This window comes from Pseudoxanthomonas japonensis, assembly GCF_043632995.1.
Lineage (GTDB): Bacteria > Pseudomonadota > Gammaproteobacteria > Xanthomonadales > Xanthomonadaceae > Pseudoxanthomonas_A > Pseudoxanthomonas_A japonensis.
This window is the reverse complement of record NZ_CP171632.1, coordinates 3,303,678-3,318,174: the sequence shown is the minus strand read 5'-3', so window position 1 is coordinate 3,318,174 and position 14,497 is coordinate 3,303,678. Positions and strand designations below refer to the sequence as shown.

Annotated in this window: 13 protein-coding genes; all 13 read left to right on the top strand. The window is 69.2% G+C overall.

The annotated features are described in order from the left end of the window. Window positions 1-13: 13 nt before the first annotated feature. The 13 genes from mraZ to ftsA all read left to right on the top strand — a co-directional run bounded on the left by mraZ (window position 14) and on the right by ftsA (window position 14,460). A complete protein-coding gene (gene mraZ, locus ACGHX3_RS15520; protein ID WP_162336843.1) occupies window positions 14-460 on the top strand; it encodes a division/cell wall cluster transcriptional repressor MraZ in 447 nt (148 codons plus the stop codon). Window positions 461-540: 80 nt separating this feature from the next. Beyond that, the gene (rsmH, locus tag ACGHX3_RS15515) at window positions 541-1,548 is read left to right on the top strand and encodes a 16S rRNA (cytosine(1402)-N(4))-methyltransferase RsmH (protein WP_394697309.1); all 1,008 of its coding nucleotides are present in this window, start codon (window positions 541-543) and stop codon (window positions 1,546-1,548) included. Further along, on the top strand, window positions 1,545-1,808 hold the full coding sequence (ftsL, locus tag ACGHX3_RS15510) for a cell division protein FtsL (RefSeq protein WP_162336844.1): 264 nt from the start codon (window positions 1,545-1,547) through the stop codon (window positions 1,806-1,808). The genes rsmH and ftsL overlap by 4 nt, the downstream gene beginning before the upstream one ends. Further along, window positions 1,805-3,652 carry a penicillin-binding protein 2 gene (locus ACGHX3_RS15505; protein WP_394695537.1) on the top strand — a complete coding sequence of 616 codons (1,848 nt, stop codon included), beginning with the start codon at window positions 1,805-1,807 and terminating at the stop codon, window positions 3,650-3,652. Before ftsL ends, ACGHX3_RS15505 begins: the two co-directional genes overlap by 4 nt. Next, window positions 3,649-5,133 (top strand): UDP-N-acetylmuramoyl-L-alanyl-D-glutamate--2,6-diaminopimelate ligase, encoded by a 1,485-nt coding sequence (locus ACGHX3_RS15500; RefSeq protein WP_394695536.1) that lies wholly within the window; start codon window positions 3,649-3,651, stop codon window positions 5,131-5,133. Before ACGHX3_RS15505 ends, ACGHX3_RS15500 begins: the two co-directional genes overlap by 4 nt. Next, the gene (gene murF / locus ACGHX3_RS15495; RefSeq protein WP_394695535.1) at window positions 5,130-6,509 is read left to right on the top strand and encodes a UDP-N-acetylmuramoyl-tripeptide--D-alanyl-D-alanine ligase; all 1,380 of its coding nucleotides are present in this window, start codon (window positions 5,130-5,132) and stop codon (window positions 6,507-6,509) included. The genes ACGHX3_RS15500 and murF overlap by 4 nt, the downstream gene beginning before the upstream one ends. After that, a complete protein-coding gene (mraY, locus tag ACGHX3_RS15490) occupies window positions 6,499-7,584 on the top strand; it encodes a phospho-N-acetylmuramoyl-pentapeptide-transferase (protein WP_162336848.1) in 1,086 nt (361 codons plus the stop codon). The genes murF and mraY overlap by 11 nt, the downstream gene beginning before the upstream one ends. Further along, on the top strand, window positions 7,584-8,897 hold the full coding sequence (gene ftsW, locus ACGHX3_RS15485; RefSeq protein ID WP_162336849.1) for a putative lipid II flippase FtsW: 1,314 nt from the start codon (window positions 7,584-7,586) through the stop codon (window positions 8,895-8,897). The genes mraY and ftsW overlap by 1 nt, the downstream gene beginning before the upstream one ends. A 71-nt stretch (window positions 8,898-8,968) precedes the next feature. Further along, window positions 8,969-10,039, top strand: a complete 1,071-nt coding sequence (gene murG / locus ACGHX3_RS15480; RefSeq protein WP_394697308.1) for an undecaprenyldiphospho-muramoylpentapeptide beta-N-acetylglucosaminyltransferase — start codon at window positions 8,969-8,971, stop codon at window positions 10,037-10,039. After that, a complete protein-coding gene (gene murC / locus ACGHX3_RS15475; protein WP_394697307.1) occupies window positions 10,039-11,490 on the top strand; it encodes a UDP-N-acetylmuramate--L-alanine ligase in 1,452 nt (483 codons plus the stop codon). The genes murG and murC overlap by 1 nt, the downstream gene beginning before the upstream one ends. Further along, a complete protein-coding gene (locus ACGHX3_RS15470; protein WP_213604584.1) occupies window positions 11,487-12,449 on the top strand; it encodes a D-alanine--D-alanine ligase in 963 nt (320 codons plus the stop codon). The genes murC and ACGHX3_RS15470 overlap by 4 nt, the downstream gene beginning before the upstream one ends. Next, window positions 12,446-13,228 carry a cell division protein FtsQ/DivIB gene (locus tag ACGHX3_RS15465; RefSeq protein ID WP_394695534.1) on the top strand — a complete coding sequence of 261 codons (783 nt, stop codon included), beginning with the start codon at window positions 12,446-12,448 and terminating at the stop codon, window positions 13,226-13,228. Before ACGHX3_RS15470 ends, ACGHX3_RS15465 begins: the two co-directional genes overlap by 4 nt. Further along, window positions 13,225-14,460, top strand: a complete 1,236-nt coding sequence (gene ftsA, locus ACGHX3_RS15460; RefSeq protein WP_055940270.1) for a cell division protein FtsA — start codon at window positions 13,225-13,227, stop codon at window positions 14,458-14,460. Before ACGHX3_RS15465 ends, ftsA begins: the two co-directional genes overlap by 4 nt. Window positions 14,461-14,497 lie beyond the last annotated feature (37 nt).

Below are 14,497 nucleotides of genomic sequence, written 5' to 3'. Positions count from 1 at the left end.
AAGGGCAGGGGCTGTGTTTCAGGGTGAGACCGCCATCACAGTGGACGACAAGGGACGGCTCGCGGTGCCCACCGCGTACCGCGACCTCGTCGCGCGCGAGTGCGGCAACCGCCTGGTGATCACCTACAACCCCTTCGAAGGCGGCAGCCTGTACCTGTACCCCGAGAAGGTCTGGCAGCGCGTCCGCGACGACGTCAGCAAGCTGCCCAGCACCCAGAAGGCGCACCGCAGCCTGCAGTTGAAGCTGATCGGTGCTGCCTCGCCGGTCGAACTGGACGGCAACGGTCGTATCAGCATCCCGGCCAGCCATCGCAGCGCGGTCGGCATCGAGAAGAAGGCGGTGCTGCTCGGCATGGGCGAGAAGTTCGAACTCTGGAGCGAACAGGCGCACCACGCGCAGATCCGTCAGACCCTCACTGACGACGATCTGAGCGCACACATGCTCGAGCTGCGCTTGTGACCCGGGGTGACGGCAAGCGGCAGTCCGCGCCGGCCGGTCACCTCCCAGCGCTGCACTTGCCGGTGTTGTACACGCAGGTCATGGAAGGGCTGCAGGTGAAAGAGGACGGTACCTATCTGGACGGCACCTTCGGGCGTGGAGGCCACGCGCGCGGCGTGCTGCAACACCTCGGCCCGGGAGGCCGGCTGCTGGTGATGGACAAGGATCCCGACGCGATCGCACATGCCGAACAGACGTTCGCCGGCGATGCGCGCGTGTCGATCTTCCGTGGAAGCTTCGCCTCGCTCGCGCAGTGGAACGAAACCGCCGCCGGCCTCGACGGCGTGCTGCTCGACCTGGGCGTGTCGTCGCCGCAGCTGGACGTGGCCGAGCGCGGCTTCAGCTTCGGCAAGGACGGTCCGCTCGACATGCGCATGGATCCTGACTCCGGCGAGAGCGCGGCACAGTGGATCAATCGCGCCGACGAGCGCGACATCGCCGACGTGCTGTGGACCTACGGCGAGGAGAAGCAGAGCCGCCGCATCGCGCGCGCCATCGTCGCCCGCCGCTCCACCCAGCCGTTCACCCGCACCGCCGACCTGGCCGCCGTGATCGCCTCGGTGATGCCGCGCGGCGAGAAGATCCATCCGGCCACGCGCAGCTTCCAGGCCATCCGCATCCACATCAACCGCGAACTGGCGGACCTGGAAGCCGGGCTGGACGCGGCGCTGGCGCGGCTCAAGGTCGGCGGCCGGCTGGCGGTGATCAGCTTCCACTCTCTCGAAGACCGCATCGTCAAGCAGTTCATCAACCGGCACGCCAAGGCGCCGCCGGCCAACCGCCGCCTGCCCGTGGCGATCGACTTCACCCCGACCCTGCGCGCCATCGGCAGCGGGCAGAAGGGCGAAGCCGACGAGGTGTCCTCCAACCCGCGCGCCCGCAGCGCCGTGCTGCGGGTGGCCGAGAAGCTGGGAATGGGGAATGGGGAGTCGGGAGTGGTAACGGCGGGCAGCGGTATCGGCGCCGGTTCCGCCCCCGCTGCGGCTTCTGCTTCCCCACTCCCCATTCCCCCCTCCCCCCTCCCGGCCTCCAAGGGAGGCGCCGCATGAGCCGCTTCCTGATCCTCGTGCTGGTGCTGGCCAACATCGCCTCGGCGATCGGCGTGGTCTATGCGCGCCACCGCCACCGCGTGCTGTTCGACGAAGTGACGCGCCTCGAGCGCGCACGCGACGAACTGAACGTCGAGTTCGGCCGTCTGCAGCTCGAACAGGCCACGGTCGCCGAGGCTACGCGCATCGACCAGGTCGCGCGCGTGCGCCTGGGCATGAAGTTTCCGGAAGCGACCGACATCGTGGTGATCCGCCCATGAATGCCGCGCCCACCAAGAACCGCAACCGCGCGCGCTTCAACCTGCGCGGCCGCCTGGCGCTGGTGCTCGGTGCGATGGGTCTGTGCTCGGTCAGCCTGGTCGGGCGCGCGGCGTACGTGCAGCTGATCAACCACGATTTCTACCAGCGCCAGGGCGATGCGCGCTTCCTGCGCGAGATCCCCATCCCGACCTCGCGCGGCATGATCACCGACCGCAACGGCGAGCCGGTGGCGGTGTCGTCGCCGGTGGAATCGGTGTGGGGGAATCCGCAGGAACTGCTGAAGACGCCCGACCGCCTGCCGGAACTGGCGCAGGCGCTGGGCGTGCCGCTCGATCACCTGACCAACCGCCTGTCGCAGAAGGCCGACAAGGAATTCCTGTACCTCAAGCGCCGGATCAATCCGGACGAGGCGCAGAAGATCCTCGCGCACAAGATTCCCGGCGTGTTCTCGCAGCGCGAGTTCCGTCGCTTCTACCCGCAGGGGCCGGCGATGGCCCACGTGCTGGGCTTCACCAATATCGACGACCGCGGCCAGGAAGGGCTGGAACTGGCGTTCGACGAATGGCTCAGCGGGACGCCGGGCGCGCAGAAGGTGATCCGCGACAACCGTGGCCGCATCGTCGAGAACGTGGACCTGATCCGCTCCGCGCAGCCGGGGAAGGACCTGACGCTCAGCATCGACCGCCGCATCCAGTACCTGGCGCACCGCGAGCTGCGCAATGCGTTGCTCGCGCACCAGGCCAGCAGCGGCTCCATCGTCATCATGGACGTGGCCACCGGCGAAGTACTGGCGATGGCCAACCTGCCGACCTACAACCCCAACGCGATCGACCGGGTGAAGCCGGATGCGCGCCGCAACCGCGCGCTGACCGACATGATCGAGCCGGGCTCGACCATGAAGCCGCTGACCGTGTCCACGGCATTGAAGGCCGGCGTAGTCACCCCGTCGACGCTGATCAATACCAATCCGGGCTACCTGGCGTTGAACAGCCGCTACACGATCCGCGACGTGCCGCGGAACAACGGCGTGCTGACGGTCACCGGCGTGATCACCAAGAGCTCGAACATCGGCTCGATCAAGATCGCCGAGAAGCTGCCGAACGCCTATTTCTACGAAAGCATCCACAGCTTCGGCTACGGCCAGAAGCCGGGCAGCGGTTTCCCGGGCGAGTCCGCCGGCATGCTGGCGCCGCCGGACCGCTGGAACGGCCTGCAGAAGGCGACGATGTCGTACGGCTACGGCCTGGCGGTCACACCGCTGCAGATCGCGCGTGCGTACTCGGCGCTGGGCAACGGCGGCAAGCTGGTGACGCCGACGTTCGTGAAGGGCCAGCGCGGCGAAGCGCCGCAGGTGCTGGACCCGGCCATCGCGCACGAAGTCGTCGGCATGATGGAAACCGTGGTGACTCAGGGCGGCGCCAAGCGCGCCGGCGTGCTCGGTTACCGCGTGGCCGGCAAGACCGGTACCGCACGCATCGCCTCGGGCGGCGGCTACGCGAAGGGCCGCTACGCGTCGTTCTTCGCCGGCCTGGTGCCGGCCAGCAACCCCCGTTTCGCCGCCGTCGTGGTGATCAACGATTCGCAGGAAGGCGGCTACTACGGCGGTCTGGTCGCGGCCCCCGTGTTCCATGACGTGATGGACGGGACGTTGCGCCTGATGGACGTGCCGCCGGACGATATCGAGTCCTGGCTCGCCGCACAGGCCAAGAACACGCACAAGCCCGGGGCGGCTGCGCCGGCTGCCGCGCCGACCCCCATCGCCGATGACGTCATCGACACGACGGACCCGTCCGCGTTCGATGCGCCGCAGGCCGCCTTGCCGGCGACGGGGGCGACGCGATGAGGCGGATGATGGCCCTGGCCGAACTGCTGGCCGACGTCGACGTGCCGCGCGACATCGTCGTGCGCGGGTTGACGCTGGACAGCCGCAGCGTGCAGTCGGGCGATGCCTTCGTCGCCATCGCCGGCTTCGGCGCGCACGGCCTGAATTTCGCCGCGCAGGCGAAGGAGAACGGCGCCAGCGCGATCCTGTTCGAACCGCCGGTGCCGGACGGGCTGGAAGCGCCGCGCGATGCGATCGCCGTACCCGGCCTGCGCGCGCGCATGGGCACGATGGCGGACCGCTTCCATGCCGCGCCGTCGCACGACATGAAGATGGTCGGCGTCACCGGCACCAACGGCAAGACCTCGACCGTGCAGCTGCTGGCGCAGGCCTGGCACCTGCGCGGCGTGCGCTGCGCGACCGTCGGCACGCTCGGCGCCGGCATGTACGGCGAAGTGGTGCCGACCGGCTTCACCACGCCGCTGGTGCTGCAGATGCACGCGCTGCTGGCGCAGTTCCGCGATGCGGGCGCCAAGGCCGTCGCGATGGAAGTCAGTTCGCACGCGCTCGACCAGGGGCGCGTGGACGCGGTGCATTTCGATGTCGGCGTGTTCACCAACCTCACCCGTGACCACCTGGACTATCACGGCGACATGGAGCGCTACGGCGCCGCCAAGTCGCTGCTGTTCTCGCGCGAGGGCCTGAAGGCCGGCGTGGTCAATCTCGACGATGCTTACGGTCGCGAACTGTTCGCGCGCCTGCCGCATGGGCTGCAGCGCATCGGCGTGACTTCACGCGGGCAGGGCGACGCCGTCGTGCGCGCGGACGCGCTGCGTCTGGACGGCAACGGCATCGCCTTCGATCTGGCCATCGGCGACGACCTGCAGCCGGTGCAGTCGCGCCTGCTGGGCCGCTTCAACGTGGACAACCTGCTCGCCGTGGCTGGCGTGCTGCATGCGCTGGGCGACACGACGGCCGAGATCGCACGCACGCTGTCGCGGCTGGCGCCGATCCATGGCCGCATGAACCGGCTCGGCGGCGACAGCGATGCGGCGGGCAACCGTCGCCCGCTGGTCGTCATCGACTACGCGCATACGCCGGACGCGCTGGAACAGGCACTGGCCAGCCTGCGCGACCACGTGCAGGGCCGGCTGATCTGCGTGTTCGGCTGCGGTGGCGACCGCGATACCGGCAAGCGCCCGCAGATGGCCGCCATCGCCGAGCGCCTGGCGGACGTGGTGCTCGTCACCGACGACAATCCGCGCACCGAGGACGGCGACCGCATCGTCGCCGACATCATGGCCGGCTTCGCGACGCCGGATGCGGTCCTCGTGCAGCGCGACCGCGCGCAGGCGATCGCGCAGGCGGTCGCGCAGGCCGGACCCGACGACATCGTGCTGGTGGCGGGCAAGGGTCACGAGCCCTACCAGGACATCCACGGCGTGAAGCATCCGTTCGACGACACCGCCGTCGCGCGGCAGGCCCTGGAGGACGGTCGATGAAGCGGCTTCCCCTTTCCTTGCTGGCGCACTGGGCGGGCGGCGAACTGCTCGGCGACGACCTGGTGATCGGCTCGCTGACCCACGACACCCGCGCGCTGGTGCCGGGCAGCCTGTACGTGGCGCTGCGCGGCGAGCGCTTCGACGGCCACGACTTCGCCTACGACGCCTCGATGCGCGGCGCCGCCGCGGTGCTGGTCGACCACGAAGTGAAGGTCGACGTACCCCAGGTGGTGGTGCCGGATACGTTGCTGGCGCTGGCGCGCATCGCCGCCGGCCTCCAGCGCGACCGCGTGGAAAAAACGGTCGCCATCACCGGCAGCAACGGCAAAACCTCGGTGAAGACGCTCGTGGTGTCCATCCTGCAGCGCGCCGGCGTCACCTACTTCAATCCTGGCAACCGCAACAACGAGATCGGCCTGCCGATGGCCGTCATCGACGGGCCGGACGACGCCGACTTCTCGGTCTACGAGATGGGCGCGGGCAAGCCGGGCGACATCGCCTACCTGACCGACATCGTCACGCCGGAAGTGGCGCTGGTGAACAACATCGCCGCCGCGCACCTGGAGCGCATGGGCACGCTGATGGGCGTGGCCGAGACCAAGGGTGCGATCTACGACGCACTGCCGGCCGACGGCACGGCGGTGATCAACGCCGACGACGCCTTCGCCGAGTACTTCGCCAGCCGCGTGCCCGACCGCCGCATCCTGCGTTTCGGCCTGGAGGCGACCGCCGACCTGACCGCGCGCGACATCCGCGCGACCGCGGACGGCTCCGACTTCGTGCTGGTGGCGCCGCACGGCGAGGTCGCGGTCGAACTGCACCTGCCGGGCCGCCACAACGTGCTCAACGCACTCGCCGCCGCCGGCATCGCAATGGCGTGCGGCGTGTCGCTCGCCATCATCGCCGAGGGGCTGTCGGCCGCGCAGCCGGTCGCCGGTCGCCAGATCGCGCACACGCTGCCGAACGGCGCGGTGGTGATCGACGACAGCTACAACGCCAATCCCGGTTCGCTGGTCGCGGCCATCGACACGCTCGCGGCCGCCAGCAAGCAGGCGGGCGGCGAGGGCTGGCTGGTGCTGGGCGACATGCGCGAGCTGGGCGCCGACGAAGAAGCGCTGCACGCCGACATGGGCATGCGCGCGAAGAACGCCGGCCTGCGTCGCCTCTACACGCTGGGCCCGCTCAGCGCCGCCGCCGCCGCCGCCTTCGGCGAAGGCGCGCATTCATTCCAAGACCACGCCTCGCTGGCCGACGCCCTGCGCGCCGACCTGCGGGCCGGCGTGCGCTGTCTGGTCAAGGGGTCGCGCGGCAGCGCGATGGACCGGATCGTCGCCGCCCTGCTGTCCACCGGGGAGGACGCATCGCATGCTGCTTGAACTGGCTCGCTGGCTGCAGAGCCTGGAAAACTTCTTCGGCCTGTTCGGCTACCTGACGTTCCGCGGCATCCTGGCCGCGCTGACGTCGCTGGCGCTGTCGCTGTGGCTGGGTCCGGCGGTGATCCGCAAGCTCGGCCAGCTGAAGGGTGGCCAGCCGATCCGCAAGGACGGCCCGCAGTCGCACTTCTCCAAGGCGGGCACGCCGACGATGGGGGGCGCGCTGATCCTGATGACGGTGGCCGCCTCGGTGCTGCTGTGGGGCGATCTGCGCAACAAGTACGTGTGGGTGGTGCTGCTGGTGATGCTGACCTTCGGCGCCATCGGCTGGTACGACGACTGGATCAAGATCGTCAAGCGCGACCCGAACGGCCTGAAGTCGCGCTGGAAGTACCTGCTGCAGTCGATCTTCGGCCTGGCCGCCGGCCTGTACCTGTACCTGTACGCGGACGTGCCGGCGGCAACGACCTTCTATGTGCCGTTCTTCAAGTCGATCGCGCTGCCGCTGGCAGGTGTCGGCTTCGTCGCCATCGCCTACTTCTGGATCGTCGGTTTCTCCAACGCGGTCAACCTGACCGATGGCCTGGATGGCTTGGCGATCATGCCGACCGTGCTGGTCGCGTGCGCGCTGGGCGTGTTCGCCTACGCGTCGGGCAATGCGGTGTTCTCCAACTACCTGCAGATCCCGCCGGTGCCGGGCGCGGGCGAACTGACCATCATCTGCGCGGCGATCGCCGGCGCGGGCCTCGGCTTCCTGTGGTTCAACACCTACCCGGCCATGGTGTTCATGGGCGACATCGGCGCCTTGGCGCTGGGCGCCGTGCTGGGCACCATCGCGGTGATCGTGCGCCAGGAACTGGTGCTGGTGATCATGGGCGGCATCTTCGTCATCGAGACGCTGTCGGTGATGATCCAGGTCGCGTCGTTCAAGCTGACCGGCAAGCGCGTGTTCCGGATGGCGCCGATCCACCACCACTTCGAACTGAAGGGCTGGCCGGAGCCGCGCGTGATCGTGCGCTTCTGGATCATCTCCGTCGTGCTGGTCCTCGTCGGCCTGGCCACGTTGAAGGTGCGCTGATGAACGACACGCCGCGCCAGGCCACGCGACTGGAAGCCATCGGGGGCCGTTTCGACCCTTGGTTGCTCGGTGCCATGCTGGCGCTGGCCTCGCTCGGCGTGGTGATGGTCGCCTCCGCGTCGATCTACCAGCACGGCAACCCGTTCTACTACCTGATCCGCCACGGCATGTTCCTGGGCGTCGGCCTGGGCCTGGCGGCCTGGGCGATGCGTACCGAACTGAAGAGCATCGAACACCACAACCAGCTGCTGTTGCTGGCCTGCTTCGTGCTGCTGGCGCTGGTCTTCGTGCCGGGCCTGGGAAGCAGCGTCAACGGTGCGCGTCGCTGGATCAACCTCGGCGTGTCCAAGTTCCAGGTGGTCGAAGCGGTCAAGGTGCTCTACATCATCTGGATCGCCAGTTATCTGGTGCGTTTCCGCGATGAGGTCAGCGTCACCTGGCAGGCGATGCTGAAGCCGGTGGTGGTGGTCGGCCTGCTGGTCGGCCTGCTGCTGCTGCAGCCCGACTTCGGTTCTTCGATGCTGCTGCTCAGCATCACGGCCTGCATGCTCGTGCTGGGCGGTGCGCCGATCAAGCGCATCATCCTGCCGATCTTGCTGCTGCTGCCGGCACTGGTGGCGCTGGTGGTGTTCGAGCCCTACCGCATGAAGCGCGTCACGTCCTTCATGGATCCGTGGGCCGACCAGCTGGGTTCCGGCTATCAGCTGAGCAACGCGCTGATGGCCATCGGGCGTGGCGAGTGGGGCGGCATCGGCCTGGGTGGCTCGGTGCTGAAGCTCAACTACCTGCCGGAAGTGCACACCGACTTCATCTTCTCGGTGATCGGCGAGGAGCTCGGTTTCGTCGGCGTCTGCCTGGTGATCGCGCTGTATGCGTTGCTGGTGGGCCGCGCGTTCTGGGTGGGCCTGCGCTGCGTGGAGATGCGTCGGCATTTTGCCGGCTACATCGCCTTTGGTGTCGCGCTGTGGGTGGGCGTGCAGAGCTTCGTGTCGATGGGCGTGAACCTGGGCCTGTTGCCGACCAAGGGCCTGACGCTGCCGCTGATCTCGTCGGGCGGCTCCAGCATCCTGATGACCTGCGTGGCGATGGGCCTGCTGCTGCGCGTGTCGTACGAACTGGAGCGCACGCAGCGCCAGGTCGCGCTGCGTGGCGAGGCGGTCCAGGGTGCAGGCGAGGCGCCGCGCGCGCCGGCCGACCCGCGTCCCGCACCGGCCGCGTCGGCATCGGTTGCCGCTGCATCGCTGTCGCAGACGCTGCGTGGCACCAGCCGCCTGCAGCCGCGCATCGAGCCGACCTTCGAGAGGCTGGCATGAACGCGGTCCGTCATGCGAATCCCTCGCAAAAGCCCGCACATCCATGTGCGGGGGTTCAAATTGCTCCCGTGATGATCATGGCCGGCGGCACCGGCGGGCACATTTTTCCCGCGCTGGCCGTGGCCAAGGTGTTGCGTGCGCGCGGCGTGCCGGTCGTCTGGCTGGGCGCGGACGGTGCGATGGAAACGCGGCTGGTGCCGCAGCACGACATTCCGCTGGACACGCTGGCCATCACCGGCCTGCGTGGCAAGGGCACGCTGGCGCTGCTCGGTGCGCCCGTGCGCGTGCTGCGCGCGATCCGTGCCGCCGGCTTCGCCTTGCGCCGCCGCGCACCGCGCGCGGTGGTCAGCTTCGGTGGCTTCGCGTCGGGCCCGGGCGGTGTGGCGGCGAAGCTGATGGGCCTGCCGCTGCTGGTACACGAACAGAACCGTGCGGCCGGCTTCACCAATCGCGTGCTGGTCAAGGTCGCGCGTCGGGTGATGACCGGGTTCCCGGGCGCCTTCCCGTCGCGCGAAGAGGTCGTCGGCAATCCGGTGCGCGACGAGATCGCCGCGCTGCCGCCGCCGGCCGAGCGCTTCGCCGGTCGCAGCGGTCCGCTGCGCGTCCTTGTCCTCGGCGGCAGCCAAGGTGCGCGCGCGCTGAATCTGGCGGTGCCGAAGGCCATCGCGGCCTTGCCTGCCGGCAGCATCGACCTGCGCCACCAGTGCGGCGAGAAGCTGCGCGACGAAGCGGCCAAGGCCTATGCCGATGCCGGCGTGTCCGCCAGCGTCGAAGCCTTCATCACCGACATGGCCGCCGCCTACGCGTGGGCGGATCTAGTGGTCTGCCGCTCCGGCGCGTCGACGCTGGCCGAACTGTGCGCCGTCGGCGTGGGCAGCGTGCTGGTGCCGTTCGCGCAGGCGGTCGACGACCACCAGACCCGCAATGCCGAATACCTGGTCGAGCGCAACGCCGCCGTGCTGCTGAAGCAGGACGACGCGCTCGCCGACAGCCTGGCCGCCACGCTGCGCCCACTCATCGACGACGGTGCCAGGCGCCTCGCGATGGCGCAGGCCGCGCGCGCGCTGGCCAAACCCGATGCGGCCGACCGCATCGCCGACACGATTCTCGAGGAAGCAATCAAGATGAGGACGCAGGCATGATGATGGCCGCCGCACGCGAGCGCCGCCTGCAACACACCGGCAACCTGGCGAAAGAGTTCCGCCGGGTGCACTTCGTCGGCATCGGCGGCTCCGGCATGAGCGGCATCGCCGAAGTGCTGTGCACGCTGGGCTACGAGGTGTCGGGATCGGACAATGCCGACAACGCCGCGACCCGTCGCCTGGCCTCGCTCGGTGCGCGCGTGATGCGCGGCCACAACGCATCCAACGTGCTCGGCACCGACTGCGTGGTCGTATCCAGCGCGATCAAGCACGACAACCCCGAGCTGATGGAAGCGCGCAGCCAGCGCATTCCGATCGTGCCGCGCGCCGCGATGCTGGCCGAGCTGATGCGCTTCCGTCGCGGCATCGCCGTGGCCGGCACGCACGGCAAGACCACCACCACCAGCCTCACGGCCGCCGTGCTGAGCGAAGGCGGCCTGGATCCGACCTTCGTCATCGGTGGCCAGCTGCTCGCCGCCGGCGCCAACGCCAAGCTCGGCGACGGCCAGTGGCTGGTGGCCGAGGCCGACGAGAGCGATGGCAGCTTCCTGCGCCTGAATCCGCTGATCTCCATCGTCACCAACATCGATGCCGATCACCTGGAGAACTACGGCAACGATTTCGAACGCGTGAAGGCCGCCTTCGCCGAGTTCCTGCAGCGCCTGCCGTTCTACGGCCTGGCCGTGCTGTGCATCGACGATCCGGAAGTCGCCGCCATCGCCGCCGACACGCCGCGCCACGTGATGAGCTACGGCTTCGCCGAGAATGCCGACGTGCGCGCCGAAGAGGTGGAGCAGGAAGGCGGTCGCATGCACTTCACCCTGCGCCTGCCGGAAGACGCCAGCATCCGCGTCAGCCTGGCGCTGCCGGGTCGCCACAACGTACTGAACGCCCTGGCTGCCGCCGCGGTGGGCTGGCAGCTCGGCGTGTCGCCGGAGAACATCGCCGCCGCGCTGGAGAAGTTCGCCGGTATCGGCCGCCGCTTCAACGACCTCGGCGAAATCGCCACGCCGCAGGGTGCGCGCGTGCAACTGGTCGACGATTACGGCCACCATCCGAAGGAACTTGCGGCGGTGTTCGCCGCCGCGCGCGGCGGCTGGCCGCACAAGCGCCTCGTGGTCGCGTTCCAGCCGCACCGCTACAGCCGTACGCGCGACCAGTTCGACGCGTTCGCCGCGGTGCTGTCGGAAGCCGACGCGCTGGTACTGAGCGAGGTGTATCCGGCCGGTGAGCAGCCGATCGCCGGCGCGGATTCCAAGTCGCTGGCGCGCGCGATCCGTGCGCGTGGCCGCAACGAACCCGTCGTGGTCAGTCAGGTCAGCGACCTGGTCGACGTGCTGCCTGACGTCCTGCAGGACGGCGACCTGCTGCTGCTGATGGGCGCCGGCGACATCGGCCACCTGTCGCAACACCTCGCGTCGCACGGCTTCACCGCGAAGGATCCCGCATGAGCGCGATCGCCGTACCGCCGCTGCGCATCACCGACGCCTCGCGCTTCGGCCGCGTCGCCGTGCTGCTGGGCGGCGTGTCAAGCGAGCGCGAGGTGTCGCTGAACTCCGGGCAGAACGTGCTCGACGCATTGCTCGCGCGCGGCGTGCAGGCGTTCGCCGTCGACGGCGTGCCGGCGCTGGTCGAGGCGATCCGGGCCGGCAAGGTCGATCGCGTCTTCAACATCATGCACGGCGGCGATGGCGAGAACGGCGTGCTGCAGGGCCTGCTGCAGTCGCTCGGCGTGCCGTACACCGGCCCCGGCGTGCTGGGCTCCGCGCTGACGATGGACAAGATCCGCACCAAGCAGGTGTGGCAGGCGGCAGGTCTGCCCACGGCGAGCTTCGTGCGCATTCCCGCCGGCGGAGATCTGCTCGCAGCGGTGCGTACGCTCGGCTTCCCCGTGTTCGTGAAGCCGTCGGCCGAAGGCTCCAGCGTCGGCGTGTTCAAGATCGAGGGCGAAGCCGACCTGGCGCCAGCGGTCGCGTTCGCGTCGACGTACCCCGGTGAACTGCTGGCCGAGCAGATGCTGACCGGCGGCGAATTCACCGTCGCCATCCTTGGCGACCTGGCGCTGCCGTCGGTGCGTATCGTCCCGGCGAACGGCTGGTACGACTACCACGCCAAGTACATCGCCGAGGACACGCAGTACCTGTGCCCGGGTCTGGACGACGCCGGCGACGAAGCGCGCATCCGTGCGCTGGCGCTGGACGGCTTCCGTGCGGCCGGCTGCAGCGGCTGGGGCCGCGTCGATGTGATGCGCCATGCCGACGGCCGTTTCCTGCTGATGGAAGTGAACACTGCGCCGGGCATGACCAGCCATTCGCTGGTGCCGAAGGAAGCGGCGCAGGTCGGCATCGGCTTCGAAGACCTGTGCTGGCGCATCCTCGAACAGACGGTGCCGGAGGTGGCAGGCCGATGAACGCCGCCCTGCGCATCCTGACCTGGCTGATCGCGCTGGCGCTGGTGGCGCTGCCGGTCGTGGCCGTGGTCAACGGCTGGATCGGCGCGGACCGCTGGCCGCTGTCGCGCCTGCGCGTGCAGGGAGAACTGGTGCGTGTGGATCCCGCCCAGCTGCAGGCGACGGTGCTGCCGTATGCGCGCCGTGGCTTCTTCGCCGTGCGGCTGGAAGATGCCAAGCACGCCGTCGAGAAGCTGCCGTGGGTGGAGCGCGCCGACGTGCGCAAGCGCTGGCCGGACGTGCTGGAAGTGCGCATCACCGAGCACAAGCCGTTCGCGCGCTGGGGCAACGACAAGCTGCTGTCCGAGCACGGCCGCCTGTTCCCGATGCCGAAGGAACTCACGGGCCTGGACCTGCCACAGCTCGGTGGTCCCGACTCGCAGGTGCAGGAAGTGACCGCGCTGTACAACGAATCGCGCCAGCTGTTCGCGCCGATGGGCCTGGACGTCACCACGCTGGTGATGGACGCCCGCGGCAGCTGGTCGCTGCTGCTCGGCAACGGCACGCAGGTGGTGGTCGGCCGTGCCGACGCGCGCCCGCGCCTGGGCCGCTTCGCGCGGATGCTGCCGCAGCTGCTGGCCGCGCAGGCGCAACCGCTGGTGCGCGCCGACCTGCGCTACACCAACGGCTTCGCGCTGAGCTGGGGCGACGCGCCGAAGGCGCCGCCGCCGGCCGCCACACCGACTCCATTGCCTGCGCCGATCGCGGTCGCGGGTCGTCTTCTGCAGGGCATTACATGAATCGCAAGGGTGACAAATCGCTGATCGTCGGACTGGACATCGGCACCTCCAAGGTGACGGCGCTGGTCGGCGAGTACGCGCCGGGCAATCCGATCGAGGTGATCGGCATCGGCTCGCACGAGTCGCGCGGCCTCAAGCGCGGCGTCGTGGTGGACATCGAGTCCACCGTGCAGTCGATCCAGCGCGCGATCGAGGAAGCCGAGCTGATGGCGGGCTGCGAGATCCGCTCGGTCTACGCCTCGATCTCCGGCAACCACGTGCAGTGCCGCAACTCGCCCGGCATCGTGCCGATCCGCGACGGCGAAGTGACCTGGGGCGACCTGGATCGCGTGCTGGAAGCGGCGAAGGCCGTCGCCATCCCGGCCGACCAGAAGATCCTCCACGCCATTCCGCGCGAGTACAAGCTGGACAACTCGCAGGAAGGCATCCGCAATCCGGTCGGCATGACCGGCGTGCGCCTGGAAGTGGACGCGCACCTGGTGTTCTGCGCGCAGTCCGCCGCCGCCAACATCAGCAAGTGCGTGCAGCGTTGCGGCCTGCAGATCGACGACCTGATCTTCTCCTCGCTGGCCTCCAGCGTGGCCGTACTGACCAGCGACGAGCGCGAACTCGGCGTGGTGCTGGTCGACATGGGCGCAGGCACGACTGACCTGGCGGTGTTCGTGCAGGGCGCGATCTGCCACACCGCGTCGCTGCCGATCGCCGGCGACCAGGTGACCAACGACATCGCGCACATGCTGCGCACGCCGACGCCGGAAGCCGAGCAGATCAAGGTGCGCTACGCCTGCGCGCTGGCGCAGCTGGCGACCGCGGAAGAAAGCATCCAGGTGCCGAGCGTCGGCGACCGTCCGCCGCGCCGCCTGCCGCGCCATGCGCTGGCGCAGGCCGTACAGCAGCGCTACGAGGAAATCTTCGAGATGGTGCAGGCCGAACTGCGCCGTTCCGGCTTCGAAGAACGCGTGCGTGCCGGCATGGTGCTGACCGGCGGTGCCGCGAAGATGGAAGGCGTGGTCGAGCTGGCAGAAGAGATGCTGCAGATGCCCGTTCGCGTCGGCATCCCGCAGCACGTCACCGGCCTGGGCGAAGTGGTCGGCAACCCGGTGCATGCCACCGGCGTCGGCCTGCTGCTGATGGGCAGCCAGATCGAACATCCCCGGCGTCCGTCGTTGCCCACGGGCAAGGCAGGCAGCTGGTTCAAGAAACTGCAGAACTGGTATCGCGGCGAGTTCTGAGTGAGGCGACACCTACCGCGAAGTTGAAGGCGTCACG